General features: G+C 65.8%; 19 protein-coding genes and 1 pseudogene. 14 read left to right on the top strand and 6 right to left on the bottom strand.

The features are described from left to right. Positions 1 to 11: 11 nt before the first annotated feature. Both FB464_RS15925 and FB464_RS15930 read right to left on the bottom strand, forming a co-directional pair. Positions 12 to 1,238, bottom strand: a complete 1,227-nt coding sequence (locus FB464_RS15925) for a type II toxin-antitoxin system HipA family toxin (RefSeq protein WP_116416164.1) — start codon at positions 1,236 to 1,238, stop codon at positions 12 to 14. Continuing rightward, on the bottom strand, positions 1,235 to 1,468 hold the full coding sequence (locus FB464_RS15930) for a helix-turn-helix domain-containing protein (protein ID WP_116416163.1): 234 nt from the start codon (positions 1,466 to 1,468) through the stop codon (positions 1,235 to 1,237). Before FB464_RS15930 ends, FB464_RS15925 begins: the two co-directional genes overlap by 4 nt. Before the next feature lie 226 nt (positions 1,469 to 1,694). On the opposite strand from FB464_RS15930, the gene FB464_RS15935 reads away from it, so the two are divergent. The 8 genes and pseudogenes from FB464_RS15935 to FB464_RS15965 all read left to right on the top strand — a co-directional run bounded on the left by FB464_RS15935 (position 1,695) and on the right by FB464_RS15965 (position 12,399). Continuing rightward, on the top strand, positions 1,695 to 2,696 hold the full coding sequence (locus FB464_RS15935; protein WP_170152006.1) for an FHA domain-containing protein: 1,002 nt from the start codon (positions 1,695 to 1,697) through the stop codon (positions 2,694 to 2,696). Further along, positions 2,693 to 5,353, top strand: a complete 2,661-nt coding sequence (locus FB464_RS15940; RefSeq protein WP_116416161.1) for a penicillin-binding transpeptidase domain-containing protein — start codon at positions 2,693 to 2,695, stop codon at positions 5,351 to 5,353. Before FB464_RS15935 ends, FB464_RS15940 begins: the two co-directional genes overlap by 4 nt. Before the next feature lie 41 nt (positions 5,354 to 5,394). Next, on the top strand, positions 5,395 to 6,297 hold the full coding sequence (locus FB464_RS15945; protein ID WP_142206737.1) for a hypothetical protein: 903 nt from the start codon (positions 5,395 to 5,397) through the stop codon (positions 6,295 to 6,297). Then, entirely contained in the window at positions 6,290 to 7,000 is a 711-nt protein-coding gene (locus FB464_RS15950) for a PP2C family protein-serine/threonine phosphatase (RefSeq protein WP_116416159.1), read from the top strand. The genes FB464_RS15945 and FB464_RS15950 overlap by 8 nt, the downstream gene beginning before the upstream one ends. Further along, a complete protein-coding gene (locus FB464_RS15955; protein ID WP_116416158.1) occupies positions 6,997 to 9,768 on the top strand; it encodes a protein kinase family protein in 2,772 nt (923 codons plus the stop codon). The genes FB464_RS15950 and FB464_RS15955 overlap by 4 nt, the downstream gene beginning before the upstream one ends. Then, positions 9,768 to 10,886 carry a hypothetical protein gene (locus FB464_RS15960; protein WP_116416157.1) on the top strand — a complete coding sequence of 373 codons (1,119 nt, stop codon included), beginning with the start codon at positions 9,768 to 9,770 and terminating at the stop codon, positions 10,884 to 10,886. Before FB464_RS15955 ends, FB464_RS15960 begins: the two co-directional genes overlap by 1 nt. A gap of 31 nt (positions 10,887 to 10,917) precedes the next feature. Continuing rightward, positions 10,918 to 11,301, top strand: a pseudogene (locus FB464_RS20615) (GAP1-N2 domain-containing protein); the annotation flags it as partial. A 6-nt stretch (positions 11,302 to 11,307) separates the two neighbouring features. Then, positions 11,308 to 12,399: a GAP1-M domain-containing protein gene (locus tag FB464_RS15965; protein ID WP_142206738.1), complete on the top strand. Its 1,092-nt coding sequence runs from the start codon at positions 11,308 to 11,310 to the stop codon at positions 12,397 to 12,399. A 3-nt stretch (positions 12,400 to 12,402) separates the two neighbouring features. Here FB464_RS15965 and FB464_RS15970 read toward each other — a convergent pair whose 3' ends face one another. From FB464_RS15970 to FB464_RS15980, 3 genes are all read right to left on the bottom strand, one after another. Further along, complete coding sequence (locus FB464_RS15970; protein WP_142206739.1) at positions 12,403 to 12,996, bottom strand: hypothetical protein; 594 nt, start codon at positions 12,994 to 12,996, stop codon at positions 12,403 to 12,405. 280 nt (positions 12,997 to 13,276) lie between these two features. Continuing rightward, a complete protein-coding gene (locus FB464_RS15975; protein WP_246093097.1) occupies positions 13,277 to 13,930 on the bottom strand; it encodes a GntR family transcriptional regulator in 654 nt (217 codons plus the stop codon). Between the two features lie 2 nt (positions 13,931 to 13,932). After that, positions 13,933 to 14,469 (bottom strand): VOC family protein, encoded by a 537-nt coding sequence (locus FB464_RS15980; protein WP_116416153.1) that lies wholly within the window; start codon positions 14,467 to 14,469, stop codon positions 13,933 to 13,935. Between the two features lie 118 nt (positions 14,470 to 14,587). Between FB464_RS15980 and FB464_RS15985 the strand changes: the two genes are divergently transcribed. Genes FB464_RS15985 through FB464_RS16000 form a run of 4 tightly spaced genes read left to right on the top strand, consistent with a single transcriptional unit; the run spans position 14,588 to position 20,203 of the window. After that, entirely contained in the window at positions 14,588 to 16,795 is a 2,208-nt protein-coding gene (locus FB464_RS15985; protein WP_116416152.1) for an alpha-ketoacid dehydrogenase subunit alpha/beta, read from the top strand. Then, on the top strand, positions 16,795 to 18,366 hold the full coding sequence (locus tag FB464_RS15990; protein WP_142206740.1) for a dihydrolipoamide acetyltransferase family protein: 1,572 nt from the start codon (positions 16,795 to 16,797) through the stop codon (positions 18,364 to 18,366). The genes FB464_RS15985 and FB464_RS15990 overlap by 1 nt, the downstream gene beginning before the upstream one ends. 14 nt (positions 18,367 to 18,380) lie before the next feature. After that, entirely contained in the window at positions 18,381 to 19,160 is a 780-nt protein-coding gene (locus FB464_RS15995) for an SDR family NAD(P)-dependent oxidoreductase (RefSeq protein WP_116416151.1), read from the top strand. Continuing rightward, positions 19,160 to 20,203: a ketopantoate reductase family protein gene (locus FB464_RS16000; protein ID WP_116416150.1), complete on the top strand. Its 1,044-nt coding sequence runs from the start codon at positions 19,160 to 19,162 to the stop codon at positions 20,201 to 20,203. The genes FB464_RS15995 and FB464_RS16000 overlap by 1 nt, the downstream gene beginning before the upstream one ends. Before the next feature lie 124 nt (positions 20,204 to 20,327). On the opposite strand, the gene FB464_RS16005 is transcribed toward FB464_RS16000, so the two are convergent. After that, positions 20,328 to 21,029 (bottom strand): helix-turn-helix domain-containing protein, encoded by a 702-nt coding sequence (locus tag FB464_RS16005; RefSeq protein ID WP_211327423.1) that lies wholly within the window; start codon positions 21,027 to 21,029, stop codon positions 20,328 to 20,330. A gap of 246 nt (positions 21,030 to 21,275) precedes the next feature. On the opposite strand from FB464_RS16005, the gene FB464_RS16010 reads away from it, so the two are divergent. Together FB464_RS16010 and FB464_RS16015 are read left to right on the top strand one after the other, a co-directional pair. Further along, entirely contained in the window at positions 21,276 to 22,661 is a 1,386-nt protein-coding gene (locus FB464_RS16010; protein ID WP_116416148.1) for a M24 family metallopeptidase, read from the top strand. Then, entirely contained in the window at positions 22,661 to 23,557 is an 897-nt protein-coding gene (locus FB464_RS16015; protein ID WP_116416147.1) for an NAD(P)-dependent oxidoreductase, read from the top strand. Before FB464_RS16010 ends, FB464_RS16015 begins: the two co-directional genes overlap by 1 nt. Positions 23,558 to 23,570 lie beyond the last annotated feature (13 nt).

The following is a 23,570-nucleotide window of genomic DNA, read 5'->3' on the forward strand; positions in this document are numbered from 1 at the left end:
TGACCACCCGGTCAGCGCCCGTCGACGGTCCGCCCGTCGAGCATGTTCGCACTGAATCCCAGGATGCGCTCCTGAAGTCGGGGATGCGCGCCCGCGAGGGGTAATTCTTCTTCTGCCGCGGCGCGCACCTCTTCAAGTGTCTCCTCGACCAGGAGTGGCGCTCGTCGCACTCCCCAGGTGCTGATCTCTGCGCTCAGATCGGTCGCCGAGAGTGCTGTGAACGCATACGTCTTGTTCACAGCCAGCGCGAGCTTTCCACCCGAACGTTCGTGGTGGGCCATCGGCACAACATCGTAGGCGGGAGCAAGACGCACGTCTCCCGCCTCCGCGTGCAGCAGCCCGAGATTCTTCGTGTGCATGTCGAGGTTGCCGATGGCGACACCGGCCACCGTCATTCGAGCAAACAGCCGGAGATCTCCAGCCCTTCCGTTCCTGTTGAGCGACTCCGCAATGCGCCTGAGGCTCGCCACTCCTCCGAGCTCCTGATATTTCTGGTTCCCGCTTGCACCGAGTACCTGACTGAAGTCCTCCTGGTGCAGGCGCTCCCCATGCTGCCTGTCGAAGCGTTCGATCACCAGGGCAGGCAGGCCGTCGAAAGTGTCGATCCTGGTCTCGTGCGTGAGTAGTCCGAGACGACGGGCCAGCCGGGACCCGTACTCCTCGTCGTAGATCACTGTCGGGTTCGCATCGAGCCGAGGCTTCAGGATGTGAGTCGACGGAAACCCGCCGAGGACGCGGGCCCAGGAGTTTTCTCCTCGGGCGAGCACGATCTTGGGTTGGACTCCGGCCAGCGAGGTCCGGCCTCGAACGGCATCGTTTCCGAGCGGTGAGCCCAGCGGGTCTTCGAGGAGTTGCCGGATCCGGCGGTCTGACACCGCCTCCACCTCCGGAGTGCGCGGTTCGGTGGGGTCGTCGACGTCCCACAGCTCGACCGCGCCGGCGATGTCGCGCCCGTAATGCTTGAGGAAGCCAAGAGTGTCACCCCGACGCAGGCCACTCTGGCTGAGCATGAAGTCAAGTTGGTCGCCCTCAGGCAGTAACTCCCCGAACCACGTTCTTCTCCGCGAGATGTGCTGGCGGGTGGCGGCGGCGGTGAGCGGAATCGCCACCGAGAGCACGCGGCTGTTGACGCCGAACCGGGCGACGCCCTCTGTCGACGCGCTGAAGTCGTAGGTGCGACTGTCGGTGCCTTCGATGTGACCGACGACCGAACCGTAGACCTCGACGGCGAGCTTCATGAGCTCTCATCCGTCGCCCAGGTGGCGGTGAGTTCAACACCGGTGGCTCCCATCAGGTCGAAGAGTTTACGAAGGTAGATGGTGGTCTTTCCAGACTCGATCTCACTGATCGAGCGCTGCGAGATACCCAGTTCGCCTGCGAGCTCGACTTGGGACAGTCCGCGGCCGAGCCGCGCCTGTTGCAGAGCGAGTCCGAGGTCAGCCGGCGCACGCAGTCGTGTCGATGTCATCAACCCTCCGGTCTATTACGTTTTCGTCATAGGAGTGACCTATTACGAAAAAAACATACCGCAGCAGTATCCGAAAAATGTCATAGCGAGATTCATGTCGTGCCCGCTCGGCGTCACGATGACATCTGGGATGTCAGCAGCCTCGCGCGAGGGGCCCTGCGAAATATCGTCGGAGTCACTGGCCAGCCGATTCAGCGGCTCAGCCTTTCACACAGAGGAGAACATCGTGACGTGGTTCGGAACTATTCTCGCGGTGGGGATGGTGATCGGAACGCTTGTCGTCATCAGACGACGGCAGAACCGACCATCACACCACCGCACCGCTCACACAGGGCGGTGGTGGTCCACTTTCACCGCGGCGTTCAGCGGCGACAAGAGGGACATCGCCGACGTCGTCGCTGAGAAGTGCGCCGCGCTCGCCCATCCGACTCTCGGCGCCCTGGGTGCGCCGGAGGTGGTCTACATTCGGACATCAGTGGCCGAAGCGACAATCCTGCGACGTCAGCCGATCAAGGCTGAGAAGGTCATCCTCGCGAATCTCAACAGGCGGCTCAAGTCCAAGTGCGAGCGTGCAGGGCTGGAATTCGCGCCGTGCATGTCGATCACTCTGCAGGTGGAGATCGGGCCCCGGGAAGTCGTCGTCTCGTTCGTCGCACTCGATGACCCGTTCGGTGTCCGCGCCGCTGCGTCGGCTTCCACAGACGCTCCCGTCTACGACGACGACACCCTGTGGCCTCCGTTCCGGGGGCGTGCCGGCGACAACAAGCACGACTCTGCGGAGACCGGGTCAATTCCCGTTGAGGACCCTATCGACGGGCACGACATCCCCACACCTCCCCTCAACGATCTCCCGACTCGTCCGATGCAGGGCAGGCGCACCATCGAGCTGGAACTGCATGTTCCCGGTTCCAGCAGCACGGAACTCGTTGCGCCGGCCTCGCCGGACCTGCCGGTCTCCGTGGGGCGCAGCGCGGGATGCGCGCTACGGCTGCCCGAGATGCCCGGTCTCAGCAACCGTCACGTTTCGCTGCACTGGACACCGAACGGTGTCGCTGCGCGTGACACATCGACGTGGGGTACCTACCTCCGGATGGATGCGGGTACCTGGCAGCGTCTGCCGAAGGATACCCTCACGCTGCTGCCTGCCGATGCGCTCCTCGCCCTCGACCCTGAAGGATTCGTGACCCTCGCTGTGACCGTCAGTACCTCCGCGAAGGCGACGCAGTGAGGCGGGAGGCGTCGGCTCTTCTCGGCGCGGCGGCGGCAGGCGGTATGTTCGCGCTCGCCGCGCCCTCGACCATCTCCGAATGGGTGCTCACCGGTGCGATCGCGGTGGGTGCGGCCGCCGGCTTAACCTTCGCAGTGACCCCCGTCTTCCCGCTGCGCTTGGCGCTGTTGTGGCTCGCGGTCGCGCTCGGTTCGGCGTTCCAGATCCGGTTGGGTGGAAGTGGCGCCACGATCCTCTCCATCATCTGTGCCAGCGCGGTGCTGTACGCCGTGGTCTCTGTTGCCGGCGGTCTGTGGATCCGGCATTCTGGGCCTCGACTTCGGCAGAGAATCGCTCTCGGTTCCCTCGCCGCCGCCTTAGTGCTTCGAGTGTCGACGGCGGTGCTCGGCGACCTGCAGAGCGGCGCCTTCATCACCCCATTCGGGTCGGTGCAGGTCGGCGAGTTCACTCGACTCGCCGTCATCGTGGGCGCTGGTCTCCTTCTTGCAGATTTGGCGGTTCTGCTTCGAGGCCGTGTCATCGAGCGACGCGATACGGCGGTCTTTCTCGCCGGCGGAGCACTGCTCGCGCTGAATCTGCTGCTCCTGGCCCTTGTCGACTCGGGCCCGGCAGTCATCATTGCCGTGTCCGTCCTGGTCATGCTGGTGAGTGCTCACGGGCTGCGTGTCTCCCGTCGAGTCGGTTTACGTCACCTTGCCGGCGGTCTCGTCGTCGGCGCTCTGCTGGCCGTCCTCGTCTGGACGACGAGCATTGGCGACCGATTGAGCGCACGGTGGGGTGATGTCGTTGAGCCCGGATATCAACTGTCGCTTGCTCTCCACGCTCTTCAGTCAGGTGGCTTCATCGGCTCGGGAACCGGTTCCTCGCCTACTGCAGCGATCATCCCGGCGGCGAGTTCGGACTACCTGCCCGCCGTGATCGGAGCCGACCTCGGTATCGGCGCCCTGGTGGCAGTGGTAGTGACGCTGCTCCTCGTGCTCGGATCGCTCATCGTGACGGCTGGTTCAGTTGCACGGCCCTGGGGTCTGGCAGCGACTGGACTCCTGGCTGCGCTCTTCGCTCAGACCACCCTGTCGGCTTTCGGGGTCATCGGGGTCATTCCCCTTTCCGGCGTCAGTATGGGATTCGTCACGGTCACCGGGTCGGCGACTCTCGGCTGCTTCCTCGCCCTCGGGGTCGTGAACGCTGCCCTGAAGGTTCAGGACAGCTCCCGCGCGGGCGCCGTCGACGGGCCCAGCCGCGGGGGCCTGAAGCTGATCCTGGCTCCGCTGCCCACGGCCGTTGCCGCCGCCTTCGCCATCTGTGGCCTGGTCCTGTCCTCCCTGGCCCCGGCAGATGAAGCCGTCACGATGCTGAGCACAGCTCGCGGTGACATCACGACGTCGGACGGCGTCGTCATCGCCTCGACCGGCGCTGACGGTTCACGACTGTACCCGCTGGGAGCGTTGTACACCGGGATCGCGTATCTCAAGCCGGGGTACGCTGCCTACGGAGTCGAGGCCAGCGCCGGAGCCGACCTCACCTGCGGAGGACAGCCGAGTCTGGCGGATATCCTCCTCCAGATCGTGCATCCCCTTCCCTGCCGCAACGCGGACGTTATCGTCACACTCGACGATGCAGTGCAGCGAGTACTGGCGGACGCCCTCGACGGGCAGAGCGGCTCGGCTGTCGTTCTGGACTCTGCAACGGGCGAGGTCTCCGGGATGTATTCGACCGATCAGCTCCTTCCAGAAGACATTGCTCTTGACGAGGTGCCGCCCTTCGAAGCCCGAGACGGCGCCGCCTCGCCCGGGTCGACCTTCAAGATGATCGTCGGCGCAGGCGCACTTCTGAACGATGTGGACGCGACGGGCTCATCCCGCTCGATGGTGATGGCCGACGGCCAGACGATCGAGAACAGCAATGAGTTCATCTGTCCGGACCTGAGCATCAGCACGATGGAGGCGAAGAGCTGCAACACCACGGCGGCCACCCTGTCGTTGCGGATGGGCCAGAAGACTCTTCAGGAAACGGCGGAGCGCTACTTCGGAGCCGATCAGCCGCTCGCTTTCGACGGCGGGCCCGTCTCGGCTCTCGAAACCGGTCTGGATGGTGGGCCGCTCGACGGCGGATCCCTTGCTCGCACGGGTTATGGTCAGGAGTCTGTGCAGGCGAGTCCCCTCGCAATGGCCGCTGCAACCGCGGTCATCGCGCGTGGCGCGAGTGCGACCCCCGCAGAGCCGGCACCGCTACCCCACGTCATTGCGGGCACATGTGATCGGGAAACAGGCACCCTTCGGTCTGCTGATGAGCGGCCAGCGTCGATCGGTGAACCCCTGCCGTCTGGTGTTGCCGAAGGAGTGATGGAAGGGATGCGCGAGGCCGTGCTGACCGGCACAGCCACGGCCCTGGAACCGCTGACGGCCCAGTGGGATGTCGCTGCGAAGTCGGGAACCGCCCAGGTTCCGGAGAGTGTCTCCACCACCGGGTTCGACAACTGGATCACCGTCATCATCGATACGCGATGGGTGGTGACCGTCCAGGTTCACGACATCGATGCTGATGCCGAGCAGAATTTCGCCACCGTCGTCGCAGCAAATCTTCTCAACCAGTTGCCGGATCTCGGCCGAGAATTGACCCTGGAAGGGGGGGCGACGTGCCCGACTCGAGTCCCCTAATGTTGCAAGCACGTGCGATCACCAATCCGAAGGGGCACCGGATGACGGCGAATCCGATCGAACTGACCGTTCTGGGTTACCTCTGGGAAAGCGAGGTCGAGGGCTCGACCTCCACGGTCATGATCATCCACAAGCTGGCGCTCGGGCCAGGGCGCCAGCTTGTCGTCGTGCGCCCCACGACTCGACTGGAAGAGTCGCCCGATCGGACAGTCGTGCGATTGAACTCCGGGCACATCGGAGCCTTCCCGGTCAGCGAAGTTCCGCGAATCACCCTCGCGGTGAGTTGCGACTTTCTGGATGGGGAGGATGTGGTGCTCGTCGGACTGCCGACGAGTGCGCCCGAATACTGGCGGTTGAATGTGAATGGCACCCCCGTTTACGGTTCGACCTGGACGCGCGTTCGGTCAGGAGACCTGGTGCACGTGCTGACCCGACGCAACTATGAGCATGGGTCCTACCCACTCCTCAAGCTCGTGGTCAATTCGGCCGGCCGCATGGGCACACGTTCCGACGACATTCCGACAAGGGCGGCGCCCGGGTTAGCCGCCCGCGACGATCTGATCGACCGGTTCAGTAAGGCATTGTTTCCGAAGGAGTTGAGGGAATGGGACAGGAACTCCGTGACCCTGGCCGCTTTCTGTTTCGCTCCCGAGAAAGCACTTGCGACCGCCAGGTCAGCGCTCGAGACGTTCGGAAAGAGCTCGGACAATGTGTCGCAGTCCGACCGGTACCTGAAATTCCTGCGGAACAAAGTTGCGGAAGCGATCCACGGCCAGGTCGATGGCCTCGATGTGTCGTTGGAGAAGATTCTGAGAGTCGAGGCGTTTCACCGGGAACGGGCGGCTCTCCGCAATCAGCTGATTGACCGGCTCCGGAAAGAGAACATCTACACAGCCCGAGTTCACAACCTCGTCAGACCGCTCGTGGGGGATCAGAATGAGTGAGTTGCACTTTGTGAGCGCCGCGGCCAGCCTGCTGGGGCCCAGGGAGTATCAGAATGATGCGTACTCTACGAATCGTCTGGTCGTCGTTCTGGCTGACGGTGCAGGAGCGGGCGCGGATGCACGCCAGGCGGCGGATTTCGTCGTCAATCACTACGCCTCGTTCGACGACATCACATCGGATGGAGTGATTGAAGGGCTTCTGGACGCGCCCCGGTCGATCGGGGCCCAACTACAGGGTGTGGAGTGTGTCGCCGGGTCCACGGCCGCCGCCGCCGTTCTCGATGGCAGCGCGCGGCTCTGGCTCAGCACCCTCGGGGACAGTCGGATTGTCGTTGTACGCCAAGGTCGCATCGTGCATCTCTCCCGGCTGCACAACCGGGCCGCGGCATTGCGAGAGAGCGAACCCACGGCGGTAGTTCCTCCCGGTGCCGCGTCTAGCCTCACCCGAATGATCGCAAGCGGAAGGGATGACGTGCCAGACGTGTCGGTGCTCACTGCGCGCGAAGGAGACCAGGTGATCCTCCTCAGTGATGGAGCAGACTCGAAGGTCTCGCCGCTGCAAGCCGCGAAGTTCGCCCTCGGGGACCGTCGTGGCAGGGCTGCACGAATGATCGTCGACGCGGCGTCCGAGCAGGGGCTGTCAGACAATGCAACCTGCGTTGTCGCTGAGATCTGGCGCACTCTGCCGGCGACCGAGCAATGACGTGGGGCGAGCGGCGCGAGCTCTACATCGCGGGCTATCAGGTGGTGATTGGTGAACGGCTGAGTTCTGACCACGAGGTCTACGCGGCCAAGCTGCTGTCAGGTCTCCCTCTTTCTGTGCCGGTAATGGTCAAGAGGACCAATGTCGACCTCGCCGACCGCAAATTGGGGGCTCGAGAATTCAACGCCTTCAGTAAACTGTCGTCTCTCAAGGGTGAAGAACGGTCGTCGTCGCGAATAGTGCACTGCATCGCCCAAAGCCAGACCGACACCTGGAACTACTTCCTGCTGGAGCGGCACGGAATCTCGGCATCGGCGTACGCCCGGAAGATGCTGAGTGACGGGTCGCGAAGGGAGTTCATCGAAACGCTGCTCGTCGATGTCTACACTGCACTATCGACCATCCGCGATAAGGAATTCGCTCACCGTGATCTGCACCCCGCGAACATCCTGCTGCCTTTCGCCCTGGCTGACGGGGCGGTTCCGGAGCGCGTGACGGTTATCGACTTCAGTCACGCATACCACCTCAATGACGACGATATTCCGACACTCGGTTCACTTCCGGGCTCGCGCGTCGTACAGCCGGTCGACATCCTCTTTCACGATCTTCCTCATCGTGGTTTTGTCGATGACCTTTTCTCCCTGGGCATGACGGCACACATGATGCTCGCTGCCACGCTGCCGACGGCATGGGTCTTCGGTGACTCTGAACGCGTCTACTATGAACCGAAAAGCGACATTTTCAGGCCATTTCTTCCTCGCCAGACGTTCAGCGCCCTGCCGTCCGAGTACGTGATTGTGCCCGATGCCGATCGCATCCGTAACATCCTCGGCGATGGGCCTGCAGCGCGGGCCCTGACCAGCATGTTGGAGCCGGATACAGGCGCTCGGGAAAGGAAGCTTCGCGAGATCGAGAACTCTGTCAATGAGATCCGTGCGGGCCGGAGATCGCGGTACGAAGATCCGCCAACGGGTCGGCCTTGGAAAGAGTCTTGGGCTGATGCGCAGGAAGACCAGATTCTGCCCGATGCGGCGGATCTGCACGGGAGGGCAATCACAGCGGAGGAACCTTCGATGTGGGCCCCGTGGATGGCTCCACCGTCCTTCTATGCCCCGCAGGTCGGCGTGGCTCAACCCAGCCGCCTTCGCCGCCGCCGTGCGCCGCTCGTGCTACCGGCAAAGATAGCGCGTAGCGTCCTGTTTCCGCTCGTCCTCCTCCTCCCGATCGTTGTGCTCGCGGCGAGCCTCATTGTTCCAGGATTCGGCGTCCTGGATCTGGTGCAAGATCGTAACGTTCAAGGCCCGGGTTCGGCTGTCATCGTCGGCCTGTCCGCCCTGGGCGCGCTTGTGGCGACGGTGGCAACGGTGGTCCTCCGGCGCTCAGGCATGAGGCTGGCGCCGGTGGCGGTGCTCTCCTGTGGGGCTGCCCTGGCGAGCGGGTTCGTGTTCCTCGGGGGCCCGCTTCTCGGCGCGAACCTGTTCAGCGCGGTGACGTACTCGTACCTGCCGGGCGTGCCGTGGAGGATCTCGGACTGGTCGTTGTGGCAGGTTTCGTCGTTCGTCGTGCTGTGGGGTGGCCTGATAGCTCTGTTCATCGGTATCGGTGGTGCCGCGCTGAGAATGCTCAAGGGCCGTCGCGTGCTAGTGCCGGTTGTCTCGGGCGCCGTCCTTGTTCTTGCCTGTCTTGCGACTTGGTCTCTGGTGGCATTCCCACTCGGAACCGCGGACCGGGCTCTCCCCGTGGACTGCGGGGCGACAGAGTTCTCGTTTGCGCGCGGCGGGACCGACCGTGTGTGTGTTCCCGGCCTTGATGGGTGGCGTGCCATGACGGAAGCCGAGCTCGCGGCGGATCCGTTCGCAATCGCCAAGGGTTATCCGACGCTCAGTGGCAGTGAAGGGTCGGTCATCGCACTCCGAGCGGCCCGAGTCGACTGTTTGAGTGCGTTCGTGCGAGAACGAGACGATGCATCCGTTGATGTTCCTGACTCCTTCCCGACGGCGATCAGTCCAGACGAACCCGCAGTGGCACTGAGCCGCCTTGACTCCGACGGAAAGGTCGAACGAGCGAGGTTCGGTGGAACGAACTACTCCGTTTATCGCTCGGACGAAGCTACGAATGCCTCCGTCGCCATGTATCTCGCTTTCTCCGCTGAGCCGTTCCAGGACCTGGGCTCCGGCACCCTCGGCAGATTCGGTTCGACTGCAGCATCGGTCTTCGTCGTGCAGTCTGGCTGTGATCCGTCCGTCGCGACAGCGTCACAGGTCGATTCCTCCGTTCAGGAATTGTTGTCCTCCCTCAAGGTGAGCGACACCGGCCACCTCAGCCGTTCCTACCTCGCGTTCGATGCGGCAGCGCTGGCCGCGAGTTCCCTGTCGGCGGATTCACTTCTCATCCCGGTCGGAGGTCGAATCTATCCGGACTTCAGCCCAGAATCCGAGCGAATCCGCTCGGACCAGCAGGCAATCGCCGCCGGGCTCGTCCGGCTCGGGCCACTGGAAGATTCGGCTCGAGCTCGCGTGACATTCTCCGCAAGTGCCCCTCCGGGAATGGAGTCTGCGACCGAGACATATCGCGGCTGGAAGCTGGAGTCCAGACCTTCGGCTACGGCGCCGGTGGATGACACGTACTACAAGAGCTTCAACCGTCAGGATTCTGCCCTATATGCGACGGTCCACGTAACTGCCGGAGTGACGTCGTCTTTCGGCGCAGAGGCGGCAGCAGCACGAGACCAGGTGCTCGACGGCGTCGGCGTCGAGGCCGGCCTCTGATGCGCAATCCAATCATCTGCCTGACCTGCCTCGTGACGTACCCCACGTACCAGGATTCCCGGCTCATCTGGCAGACGGCCGAGGGGAAGAAAGGCACGCCGCCTCCGTTCATCCGAAATCATCGGGACAGGGCGCTGCGGCGCGAATGGCTCGAGAATGGTTTCCTGCTCCACTGCGAGCAGGGGCATCTCATGCCGGGGACGAACGCCAGACAGAACGAGCTCCTCGTGCTCAGTCTCTTCGGCGAGAAGGCGGCGGGAAAGGGGGCACTCCTCCGCGGTATGGAGCGCCAGCTTTCGGCCGGACAGCTTCGGACACGCGGAATCAGAGGGGCGGTGCGAAAGGACCAGGAGAAGCGCTTCGACCTCGAGTACCCGGATCTGAATCTTGAAAGCACCAACCGAGCAACCCGAGGAACACCGCGCGTGCCGATCTACTTCGATCTCACCGCCTCAGGCCCGGAAGCGATCGCGTCGGTCGCCTCGATGAAACGGGACATCGATCTGGCGGTCTTCGACACGGCCTGGGAAGATCAGCAGACGGTGAGTGACGCGGCTACCTCGGCACCGTTCATTCCCGAGACGGACGTTCTCGTGTTCGTCGTTCCACCGGGGAGCCTCGACGGCCTTCCCGAGACAGTGCGGAAACGTGACGGCGAACAGGACCTCCACGATCCGAAGACCACAGAGCGAGGTATGAGCACAGTCGTGGCCCACATGAGAGACAGGGATCTGACCACGTCCGAAGCGCAGTCGCGCGTCACCGTGATCATCGCCTTGAGCAAGTGCGACCGCTACCAAGAGCTCCCTGGGTTCCCACAGGACCTCCTCAGGGATCGTGACTATACACCCGATTCGACATCATCGATCGGCGAACAGATGGCGGCGGAGCAGGCGGGGCTCAACGCCTTCATGATCGGAGCGGGTGGACTCCGTTTTCTCGACACCGCAGCGCAGATCAACGGCACGGTGAGCATCCACGCCATCAGCGGAACAGGGTCGGACACAGGAAACCAGGGTCCAGCGCAGATCACGGCGCCCAACCGCAGTCTCGACCCCCTCGCACTCGGGCTGCTTCGCGCGGGAGTCGGCGATTTCGGGGCGGCACCAGGATGGTGAGGCTCCTGTGACCGCGTCATGCGAGCAGCTCGTGCACACGTGGGCCCTGCGAACACTCGAGGGCAGCGGATCCGGCGTAGTCGGCATGTCGGCGGAGTGGCCCACACCTCCGTCGAGCCTGCACCCTCTGGTCGAGAAGCTCGTCGACTTTCTGCCGCAGGGGTCGTCTGTCAGGATTCGCGAAGGGCTCGCGCCGCCCCGCTCGTCCGAATTTCTCGTGGATGACGAGAGCAGACCCATTCTCGTCGTCAAGCGATACCTTGGCGACGATGGAGCCGGACGACCCGGCCGATACATTGCCCATGCTCTCCTCGATCCGACTCGTGCTCTGACCGCACGGACCGCGTGGCGGATTGCGCGTTCAGGTTCGCTTCCTTCGGAATGGCGCCTCGAAGATGCTCCCGATTCTCGGCTCCCGCGTGTGGATCCTGAGCTGCTTGCGCGTCGGATCGGGCCGCTGATGGTTGATCGAAGCGCTCGGAGCCGGTCCCTGCTCATCACGGTGCTGGGCATCCTCGACACGGGACGACGGGTTGTGATTTCCGGGGAGAGCGATCCGGAACCGCTGCTCGACACGGTGTTCGCTGTACTGCCCTCCCGGATGACGGAGCGTCTGACCTTCTCCACCTATCACGCCGATCCTTACCGCTCCGGTGCACTCCTCACCTTCACCGCACCGGCGTTCACTGCAGAAAGTGTCAGCGCGGCCGATTGCGAAACTGTCGTCCTCCTGACGGGAGAAGCGCCCAGCGAACCGATCGCGCGAGTTGTGTCGGCCCTCCTCGCCGGTGAGCGTGTTCCAGATGACCTGGAAGACGTGAATGCGGTCGACGAGTACCTTCGGCTGCTCGAAGCGCTGCGGATTGACCCGTGGCAGGCCTCTCTTGATCGAATCGTTCAGAACCTCGCGTCCGAGTATGCCGAGAGGTGGCTTCTTCAGCCGAATGTGCTGGTTTCGATCGTGCAGATATTCGCTCAGCTCTCCGCCTCACAGCTTCAGGCCGTCGCTTCGGCCGTGGGGAATCCCGGCATTCGGGATGTGATCTTCCACCACGCCAGTGAAGAAGGGATCACCCTTCTCGAATTCGATCCGCCCGCAAGTAGGCCCTTTCTCGGCGTGGGAGTGGCGTTCGAACCCGTGCCCGCCGAAGTGAGTGTTCGGGTGGCCGCAGAGTTCGATCGCCTTCTTGACCAAGCGCTTCTGGGAAGGCGACACCGCGACGCGTTCCCCCTCGAGTTCGCATCGGTGACAGCAATTCTGCCCTCGGGTGCTCCGGGTCATTCACCTCAGGCACAAGAGCCTTCACAGGTTCCGCTGCTGGCCGAGGCTGAGCTCCCAACGGATCGAGTTCGCCGGATCCGCACCGTTCTTCTGAATGTCGGCGTGATTGCTCTAGTCGCGATCTCAGGAGCGTCGCTCGGAATCTTCGGCGCGTCTCCAGCGACATGGGGAGCACTTGTGGCCAGCACAAGCCTGTCGGTCGCGACCTACCTCATAGGCAGACGACGTTGATCTTTACGCGGTCGCGTTGTCGTGAGGGACGACGCGAGAGAACTCGACTGTGCCGTCGGTCATCAGCCAGAAATGCATCCGGCGCGCAGCGGGGGTGTGAGCCTCAACGCTGACACGCATGCAGCGGGCGCCGTCGGCCGCCCGCACGACGTCCGGCGCGTGCGCAGCTGCGGTTGCTCGGAGTGGATGCGCTGCCAGCGCCGGGCAGGTGCGCCACCGTCCGGTGGCCACGTCGACGGCGCAGCGCCATACCTTCGCCTGCAGATGACACGGCAGAGCGCGAACGCTTGCACCGAATTCAGGCCCGATGATGAACCCCGCGAGCGGCTGACTCAGACGGTCCTCGGGCGAGAAGCGCCGCATCCAGGCCATGGTGATTTCGTGCCGAACCCATTCTTCGTTGCTGGCGAAGACAATCCTGTTCTCGCCTTCGGGTGGTGATGCCTTGTGCCTGGCTGTCGCACGCGCAGAGGCGCGGAGGGAACGGAGTTCGGCATTCGCCTCATCGAGCCGATGGGTGAGTTCGGCGTTCTCGAGCAGTACTGCTCGCATTTCAACTTCCTGACGGTCGAGTCGCGTTCGAAGTGCGCCGATCATGTGGGTGACGTCCGGATCCGCTTTATCAACGGCAGCGACGACGCGGTGCAGACCTGGACCGGGGAGAGGTCGTTGGTTCAGCCCTCTCGGCCCCACATCTGTTGTGGACGAAGTGTTTCTGTCTGCGGAGAGGAGAACCATGCCCGTACCAATCTCGAGTCCCAAACCGACCTGATCAGGCCGTCGATTGTGACTGTAGGGATGGGCAAAGCAACGAGGGGCGTACTGACATCTGTAGTGTCATGACGACGACGCTGCGGGGCGGGCTGGGGGAGGAGGGTCAGTCGAAGAGGGCGGGGTGGCGGGCCAGCTCGAGGCGCGTGCGGCGGATGTGGCCGAGCAGCACCCGTTCGGCATCGTCGGCGTCGGCCCGCCGCAGCGCCTGCACGAGCATGTGGTGCTCGTCGTGCACGATTCGGTTGCCGTCGGGGTCGAGCAGTAGCGTGTACGCGCGACGGTAGTGCTGGGTCGTGTTCCACAGTCGCCGCACGGTGTCTCCGAGAATGGCGGTGTGAGCGCCGGCGTACGACAGCAGATGGAATTCGCGGTCGAGCCGCAGGAACTCCTCCGGGTCGCGGAGCGTCTGCATGGTGACGGCCAGCTCGTCGAGCCGGTCCAGCTGTTCAGGCGTCAGGTTCTGGATGCTGTACCCGAGCAGCAGCGGCTCGATCCGTTCGCGCAGCTGGTAGATCTCCTCGCACTCGGCGAGGCTGAGACGCGAGACCCACGCTCCCGTGTTGGCGACCAGTGTGATGAGGCCGTCGGCCTCCAGGATGCGGAACGCCTCCCTCACCGGCAGCCGGCTCGCGCCGAAGTCGGCCGCCACGTCCTCCTGCAGGATGCGGGTGCCGGGCGGATGCTCGCCGCGGAGGATCGACTCGCGGAGGGCGGTGGCGATCCGTTCGCTGGCGACGCCGTTGCGGGAGGTGGTCACCTTCACAGCGTAGGGCGGGCGGGGTGCCAGAGCAGAATGTCGGCGTCGCTCTCGTAGGCCTTGCCATTCGGGTAGCTGACGAGTTCGAGCTGCATGCCCCAGGGTGTGAGGAAGTAGATCCAGCGCTGCCCGCTGCTGTGGCTGCTGCTCGCGGTCGGCTCGCCGAGCACACGCACGCCCTTCTCGCGCAGGTACGCCACGGCCTCGTCGAGGTCGTCGACGTAGAACGCGAGGTGGTGCCCGCCGACGTCGCTGTTCAGCGGAGGCGCAGCCGCGGCATCCGGAGCGGCCGGCTCGTACTGGAAGATCTCGAAGTTCGGCCCCGTGCGGCAGCGGAAGAACCGCAGCTCACGCATCACCGTGCGAGGCGAGACGTTCATGTGGTCGAGCATCCAGTCGCCCTCCCGCACGAAGGGTCCGAGCGAGTAGACGTACTCGCAGCCGATCACGTCGACGAAGAACGCCTGCGCCTGATCGAGGTCGGGAACGGTGAATCCGATGTGCTCGGTGCCGACGAGACCGGGGATGCCGGATGCCATGAGAACTCCCTTGTCTTGCTCAATGGATCCAATCTACCAAGAATCTTGCTGTTCACTCTCGTTTAACGCCCCCTGTTCAGCTACATTGGAGCCAATCGCGATCAACGGAGACCACCGCATGCCGAAACAACGACGTTTGGAGCCCCTCGCCCCCTGGGTCGAGTTGAGCACCACCGCAGCCGACTACAAGAAGGCCGATCCAGCCCTGCTTGCGACGATGCTGGGCCAGCTGCACCTCATCCGCGCGTTCGAGGAGACGGTGCTCGAACTCGCCGGCGAGGGCCTCGTGCACGGCCCCGCACACTCCAGCATCGGTCAGGAGGGTGGCGCCGTCGGATCCATCGTCGGCCTCCGCTCGACCGACGCGATCAACGGGTCGCACCGCGGGCACCACCAGTTCCTTGCCAAGGCCATCAACCACGTCTCGGGCGGCTCGCTCGACCTCGGCGCGCTCGTCACGAGCGACATCCAGACCGTGCTGCAGCGCACGCTCGCCGAGATCCTCGGGCTCGCGCAGGGCTACTGCCGGGGTCGCGGCGGCTCGATGCACCTCCAGTGGTTCGAGGCCGGCGCGCTCGGCACGAACGCGATCGTCGGCGGCGGCGTCCCGCTCGGGGCCGGCAACGCGTGGTCGCAGAAGCACGCCGGCACGACGGATGTGACGGTCAGCTACTTCGGCGACGGCGCGACGAACATCGGGTCGGTGCTCGAGACGATGAACCTTGCGGCCGCGTGGAAGCTGCCTCTCACCTTCTTCATCGAGAACAACCTCTACGCCGTGTCGACCCGCGTCGACGAGGTCACCGGCGAACCCCGCCTGTCGAGCCGCGGCCAGGGCTTCGGCATCCCCTCGTGGCGGGTCGACGGCATGGATCCGCTCGCCGTTCACCTGGCGATGGATGCCGCGGCCGAGCGTATGCGGAGCGGCGACGGCCCCGCCGTGGTCGAGGTCGAGGTGTACCGCTACTTCCACCAGAACGGCCCGTACCCCGGCAGCGCCTTCGGCTACCGCAGTAAGGAAGAGGAGGCCGAGTGGAAGAAGCGCGACCCCCTCGACCGTGTCGCACGGGAGATGATCGCTCTCGGCCAGCTCGACGAGGCCGGTGTGGCGAGCATCCGGAGCCAGGCGCAGTCGGCGATGACGGATGCCGTGCAGCAGCTGATCGAGGGAGACCCTGAGCGGCCGGGCAAGCGCCGCATCATGCCCGACCTCTGGCCCGACACCGACTTCGTGAACGTCGGCGTGCGCGGTGACACGAGTGAGCTGAACGACGCCCGCACGCTGGAGCCGCTCGAGTATGACGGCGAGCTCGAGAAGCGCAAGTTCGTCGACGCGGTCGCCGCGGTGATGGATCGCCGCATGGAACAGGATGACCGCATCGTCGTTCTCGGCGAAGACGTGCACCGGCTGAACGGCGGCACCAATGGAGCCACGAAGGGTCTGGCTAAGAAGTTCGAGGGCCGGGTGCTCGGCACCCCGATCAGCGAGAACGCCTTCGCCGGGCTCGGCGGCGGAATGGCCCTCGACGGGCGCTACCGGCCCGTCGTCGAGTTCATGTACCCCGACTTCATGTGGGTGGCCGCCGACCAGGTGTTCAACCAGATCGGCAAGGCGCGCCACATGTTCGGCGGCTCGAACCCGGTGCCGCTGGTGCTCCGCACGAAGATCGCCATGGGATCGGGCTACGGCTCGCAGCACCTGATGGACCCGGCCGGCATCTTCGCCACCAGCCCGGGCTGGCGCATCGTCGCCCCCTCGACCGCGGCCGACTACGTGGGCCTGATGAACGCAGCGCTGCTACTCGAAGACCCGGTGCTCGTGATCGAGCACGTCGACCTCTATGCCGACCAGGGCGAGCTGCCCGCCGGTGATCTCGACTACATCCTGCCTTTCGGCAAGGCGGCGCTGCGGCGTTCAGGGGAGGATGTGACGATCATCAGCTACCTCTCGATGGTCAAGCACGTGCTCGAAGCGGTGGAGCAGACCGGGTTCGACGCCGACGTCATCGACCTGCGGTGGCTCGACCGGGCATCCATCGACTGGGAGACCATCGGCGAGAGCATCCGGAAGACGAACAGCGTGCTCATCGTCGAGCAGGGCGCCCGCGGAACCTCCTATGGAGCGTGGCTGGCCGACGAGATCCAGCGGCGCTACTTCGACTGGCTCGACCAGCCCGTCGAGCGCGTGACCGGTGAGGAGGCGTCGCCGAGCATCTCGAAGGTGCTGGAGCGCGCGGCGATCGCCCGCACGGAAGAAGTGGTCGCGGGTCTCGAACGGATCGCGCGCGGAATGGGCGCGGACACGCGCGGAACGGGAGCCGTCTGATGCCCACGATCGTGCGGATGCCCGAGGTGCTCGCCAACGCGACGGAGGCCGCTCTTCAGAGCTGGCTGGCGGAGGTCGGCGACGACATCGCGCTCGGCCAGCCACTCGCCGAACTCGAGACCGAGAAGGCGATGGTGGAGTACAACGCCGAGACCGCCGGAACACTGGTGCGGATGCTCATCGAGCCGGGCGACTCGGTCGATGTCGGCGCGCCCATCGCGGTGATCGCGGCGCCGGGCGAGACGGAGGCCGACATCGACACGCTCCTCGCGTCGGTCGGGATCGGCAGCGCGCCGGGCGGATCGGGTGCCACGGATGCGGCTCCGGCTCCGGATGTCGCGGCTGCCCCGTCGGGCGGGTCGGATGTCGCGGCCGGGGTTGCCCCGTCGGGCGGGTCGGATGTCGCGGCCGGGGATTCCCGTGCCGGCGAACCGACCCCGGCGAACGCCGACGCGCACGGCGGGAGGCTCTTCGCGAGCCCGATCGTGCGGCGGATGGCGAAGGAGCAGGGCATCGACCTCGCGGGCGTCGCCGGCAGCGGACCCGACGGCCGCATCGTGCGCCGCGACCTCGAGAGCCTCGGCGCGTCCGCGGTGGCGGGACCCGCCGCCGGTGGATCGGCCGGTGCGGTCGCCGACTTCCGGGGAGTGGCGGATTCCGCGCCCGACGAGACCGAGCCCGACCGCGGGCCGGTTGCTGTCGGCTCGGAGACGGCCACGCCGGCCGCCGACGAGGCGACGCCCGCCGTGCCGGCAACTTCCGTCGCGGCATCCGGTGCCGCAGCGGGGAGCCCGGCGAAGGCCCCCGCCCCCGCCCAGGCCGCACCCGCGACACCCGCCGCGCCCGCCGCACCCGCGAAAGCGGCACCCGCCGCACCGGCGGCCGCCCCGGGCGACACAGAGCTCGTGCCGCACACGGGCATGCGCCGCGCCATCGCCCGGCGGCTCACCGAGAGCAAGCAGACGGTGCCGCACTTCTACCTCGTCGCCGACTGCCGGGTCGATGCGCTGATGGAATTGCGGGCATCCGTCAACGCCAGCGCGCCGCGCAAGGTGTCGCTCAACGACTTCGTGGTGAAGGCCGCCGCGGGGGCGTTCAGCGAGGTGCCGGAAGCGAACGCGACCTGGGGCGACGACGGGACCACGCGCTACAGCCACGTCGACATCGCCGTGGCCGTCGCGACCCCCGGCGGACTGCTCACGCCTGTCGTGCGCGGGGTCGACCAGCTCTCGGTCACCGGTGTCAGCGAGCGGATCGCCGAACTCGCCGGCCGGGCCCGCGAGGGGAAGCTCCGGCAGAACGAGCTCGAGGGCGGCAGTTTCTCGGTGTCGAACCTCGGCATGTACGGGGTTCAGGAGTTCTCGGCCATCATCAACCCGCCGCAGTCCGCCATTCTCGCCGTGGGCGCGGCGCGGCTGCAGCCCGTGGTCGTCGACGGCCAGCTCGCGGTCGGAACGGTCATGACGGTGACGCTCTCAGCCGACCACCGGGTGATCGATGGCGCACTCGCCGGCCAGTGGCTCGGAGCGTTCGTGAAGCGCATCGAGAATCCCCTGACCATCCTCATCTGAGACAGGAACAGACCATGACAGCGCGACTGGAATCGAAGACCATCATCGTCACCGGGGCAGCCTCGGGGATCGGGGCGGGAATCGCCCGCGGCATGGCTGCGGAGGGCGCCAACGTCGTCATCGCCGACCTGAACCTCGACGCGGCCGAGGCGGTGGCGGCGGGTATCCGTGACGCCGGCGGAAGTGCCATCGCCGTGCGCGTCGATGTGACGGACGAGGAGCAGGTCGCCGCCGGGGTCGCAGCAGCCGTCGCCGAATTCGGGCGACTCGACGTGTACTTCAACAACGCGGGGCTGAATGCGCCTGAGAACTTCCTCGACATCACGAAGGCGAAGTGGGACCTGATCTTCAGCGTCAACACTTTCGGCGTCGTGCTCGGCACCCAGGCCGCGGCGAGGCAGTTCCTCGCGCAGGGAGGCGGCGGCAAAGTGGTGAACACCGCCTCGATCGCGGGCCGCCAGGGATTCCCGAGTTTCGCGCCCTACAGCGCATCCAAAGCCGCCGTCATCTCGCTGACCCAGGCCGCCGCACGCTCGTTCGCGGCCGACGGCATCACGGTCAACGCGTTCGCGCCCGGTGTCGTCGAGACGCCGCTCTGGAAGCAGCTCGACCAGGATCTCGCCGCCATGGGTCAGCCCGAGGCCGGCTTCGAGGGGATGTCGGGCGACATCCTGCTCGGCCGGCCGGCCACTCCCGCCGACATCGTGCCGACGGCTATCTTCCTGGCGTCGGGCGACTCGGACTACATCACCGGCCAGGTGATCCCGATCGAGGGCGGGATGGTGCTCGTCTGATGGCTGACCCGAAGAAGAACCTGAAGATCGCCTTCGTCGGCACCGGGGCCAACGGTGCCGGTATCGCGGCCGACCTCACCCGCGCCGGACTCGACGTCACGTTCATCGAGCAGTGGCCGGCCCATGTCGAGGCCATGCGGGAGAACGGCATCACCGTCGTGATGCCGGACCGCACCGAGAGCACCCGGGTCGAGGTGCGGCACCTCTACGAGGTCGCGGAGCTCCGGGAATCCTACGACATCGTCTTCGTCGTGGTCAAGGCCTACGACACGCGCTGGGCCTGTGAGCTGATCAGGCCGCTCGTCAAGCCCGACGGCCTGGTCGTGGGCCTCCAGAACGGCATGAGTCTCGATGACATCGCCAGCATCGTCGGCCCCGAGCGCACCGTCGGAGCGGTCATCGAGGTCGCGTCGAACATGTGGGAACCCGGGATCGTCAACCGCGAGACGCCGCCCGAGCACGCGTGGTTTGCGATCGGCGGCATCCATCCGTCCGTCGACAGCGACCGGCTGCAGGATGTCGCGGCCGTGCTCGGACACGCGGGAACCGTCGAGGTCTCCGACGACATCCGCTCGTCGAAGTGGGGCAAGCTGATCGTCAATGCGGCCGAGCTGGTGCCGTCGGCCATCCTGGATCTGCGGCTTGCCGACGCCATCCGGGTGCCGGGCATGTACGAGTTCATGCTGCAGTGCGGCAGCGAGGCGGCGCGCACAGCGGTCGCCTCGGGCAGCAGGCTGCGGCCGATCTTCGGGATGACGGATGCCGACCTCGACGACCCGGACGCGTTCGCCGAACAGCTGCTGGGCCAGGTGCTGAAGCGGTTCTCGTCGCCGACCACCCAGACGACGTCGCTGCAGGACTGGATCAAGGGCCGCCGCAACGAGGTCGCGGAGATCAACGGGCTGGTGGTCGACGAGCAGGCGAAGTTGGGCGGCTCGGCGCCCGCGAACGCGCTCGTCGTGGACATCGCGCGCCGCATCGAGGCCGGCGAGCTCGAGCGGGGCGAGGCGAACATCCGCCTGCTCGTGCCCGGTGGCGCGTGATCCGCTGCCATCGAGCGACTGGCGCGCGGGACGAACGGACGAGCGTGGGCGATGACGCAGCTCTCTGCGCCATCACGTCGGCTCATCCTCGTCCATTCGACTCGTGCGGGCGTCGCCGTGCCGGCTAGGGCAGGCGGTCCATCGCGTGCAGCACGTCGACGGCGCTCGTCAGTTCCGGGCCCCGCGCCTCGGCGGCGCCGCCTTCGGGGCCGGCCTCCGGTGTCGACTCGGCGTAGGCCTTCCGGCCCGTCACGAAGAACAGTCCCTTCGCGGGCACCGATCCGTTGTTGACGTACATGTGCGGCCGCACCGAGTCGAAGTTCAGCGAGTCGCCGGCCCGGATGACGTAGGTGTCGAACTCGAGGTGCACCGTGAGTTCGCCCGAGAGCAGGTAGGCGTACTCGTAGCCGCTGTGCCGCATCAGGCGACCCTCGACCGAGCTCGAACCGCCCGGCGCATAGGTCACGAGCAGGGGGTCGACGGGGCCGCCCGATCCGGTCGCCAGCCGCTCCCAGCGCACCCCGTTCTCCATCTCGAGCACCGGGTTGTCGCTGCCGTGCTGGATGGCCGAACGCATGCCCTCGGCCGGTTGCTCCGAAGGCGCCCGGGGCTCAGCCCGCTCGCCGGGCGGCGGCGGAGTCGCCCCCAGCAGTTCGTCGAAGGAGATGCCGAGCTGGTTCACCAGCGCATAGAGCGTACTGACCGACGGCTGCGTCTTGCCGTTCTCGACCTGCGAGATGAGGCTCGCCGAGACGCCGACCTCGGCCGCGATGCTCCGGAGGCTCAGACCCTGTTTCAGGCGGGCGGCGCGGAGCTTGGGACCCACTTCTTCGTTGATGACCCACTCCTTCGTCTCGGTACAGCGGGCGTGTCGGGGCTGCGCAGCAGTGCTGTGCAGTCAAGGTACACGTCAACAGAACGATGTCTTCGAATTCTAGAGGGTGATGTGCAAGATCTGACCGAACGGGACCCCGTCACTTCCCTCAACCGCTCTCAACAATTAAGCTAGAGTGAACACCACGTACATGCTTACTGAACCCCGACAGCGGTGTCGGGGGAGAGGGTCTTCACAATGGGAACAGCAACACGCGGAACGAACGCCGTCGACTGGGAGGAACGGGTCGACTTCGACCGCCTCCGGAGCGAACGGCTCGCCCGTCTGAAGGCCCAGCTCGCCACCTCGGAACTCGGCGCCGTTCTCGCCTTCGACTTCTCGAACATCCGCTACATGACGTCGACCCACATCGGCACCTGGGCGATGGACAAGCTCATCCGATTCAGCCTGCTGACCCGCGTGACCGACCCGATCATGTGGGACTTCGGTTCGGCCGCCAAGCACCACTCCCTCTTCAACCCGTGGCTCGACCTGACCACGGCCGAGGCCGACGCCGACCCGCACGCGCCCCACCACGGTGCGGTGAGGCCCCGCGCCGAGAGCGGCTCCCGCGCCGGCATCTCGACCCTCCGCGGAGCGTTCAGCCCCGACTCCGAGATCGCGGATCGCGTCGCTGCGAAGATCAAACGCGAACTCGAGAAGTTCGGCGTGCAAAACGAGCCACTCGGCGTCGACGTGATCGAGTTGCCGATCCTGTTCGCCCTGCAGAAGCTCGGCATCGAGGTCGTCGACGGCCAGCAGGTGTTCCTCGAAGCTCGCCGCGTGAAGACCGGTGACGAGATCTCGCTGCTCACGCAGGCTGCGTCGATGGTGGATGCGGCCTACGAAGACCTGTACGAATTTTTGAAGCCCGGCGTGCGCGAGAACGAGTGCGTCGGCCTCGTCTCGAAGAAGCTCTACGACCTCGGCAGCGAATACGTGGAAGGGGTCAACGCGATCTCGGGCGAGCGGTGCTCGCCGCATCCGCACGTCTTCTCCGACCGCCTGATCAGGCCCGGCGACCCGGCCTTCTTCGACATTCTGCACAGCTTCAACGGCTACCGCACCTGTTACTACCGCACGTTCGCGGTCGGTTCGGCGAGTTCGGCGCAGCACGACGCCTACAAGCGTGCCCGCGAATACATGGACCGCGCCATCGCCCTGGTGAAGCCTGGAGCGACGACGGCCGACATCGTGAAGGTCTGGCCGAAGGCGGAGGAGTTCGGCTTCCCCGACGAGGAGGCCGCCTTCGCCCTGCAGTACGGCCACGGGGTGGGCCTGTCGATCTGGGAGAAACCGATCTTCTCGCGGCTCGTCTCGCTCGAGCATCCGGAGACCCTCGTCGAGGGCATGGTCTTCGCGCTCGAGACGTACTGGCCGAGCGCCGACGGCTGGGGCGCCGCGCGCATCGAGGAGGAGATCGTTGTCACGGCCACCGGCTGCCAGATCATCACGAAGTTCCCGGCCGAAGACCTGCTCGTCGCCGGCAAGCGGTACTTCACGGTCGGTGGCGCGCTGCCGAACCTCCGCGACTCGCAGTCTCACCTGAACACGGCCGCGGGTCGGGGCGAAGAGGGCGCCTGATGCCCGCCACCGTCGGCTTCGTCGGCCTCGGCACCATGGGCACGGCGATGGTCGCGCACCTGTTGGCGACCGGCCATTCGGTTGTCGTCTGGAACCGCTCCGCGAAGGCGTCGGATGCCCTGGCCGCCCTCGGCGCGACGAAAGCCGACAGCGTGCACGACGTGCTTCAGACCGGTCTCGTCTTCTCCATCCTCTCGAACGACGCCGCGGTGACGGAGGTGTTCTCGGCCGACGAACTCGCCGGAGCCCCCGAGGGCACCCTGCACGTCAACATGGCCACCGTCAGCGCCGCCACCGCCACCGAGCTCGACCGGATGCACCGCGAACACGGAGTGGCCTACGTGGCAGCTCCCGTACTCGGACGCTCGACGGTCGCCGAGCAGGGCGCGCTGACGGTGCTCGCGGCCGGTGCCGACGCCGATCTCGCGCGCGCCATGCCGTACCTCGAGGCGATGGGCCGCCGCGTCTGGACGCTCGGCATCGACCCCGCCGCGGCGAACATAGCGAAGATCTCGATGAACTACCTGATCATCCATGCGTTGCAGGCGATGGCTGAATCGCTCACCCTCCTCGACGCGAACGGCGTGAGCGTCTCGACCTTCGTCGACGTCATGGCCGACAGCCTGTTCCCGGGCCCCGTCTACTCCGGCTACGGAGCCCTGATCGCCGACCGGCGCTACCAGCCGGCCGGCTTCACGACAGAGCTCGGCCTCAAAGACCTCGGGCTCGCGGAGCAGGCCGCATCCGGAGCCGGAGTCGCCCTCGCCACCGCAGCAGACCTCCGGCAGGTGTTCGAGGCGGCCATCACAGGCGGTCACGCCGACGATGACTGGTCGTCGATCGCCGAAGTCACCCGGGCCGGGTCGGCCGGCCTCCCAACCACTACCGTCAACTAGGGCGCAGAACGCC

Source organism: Subtercola boreus, assembly GCF_006716115.1.
GTDB lineage: Bacteria > Actinomycetota > Actinomycetes > Actinomycetales > Microbacteriaceae > Subtercola > Subtercola boreus.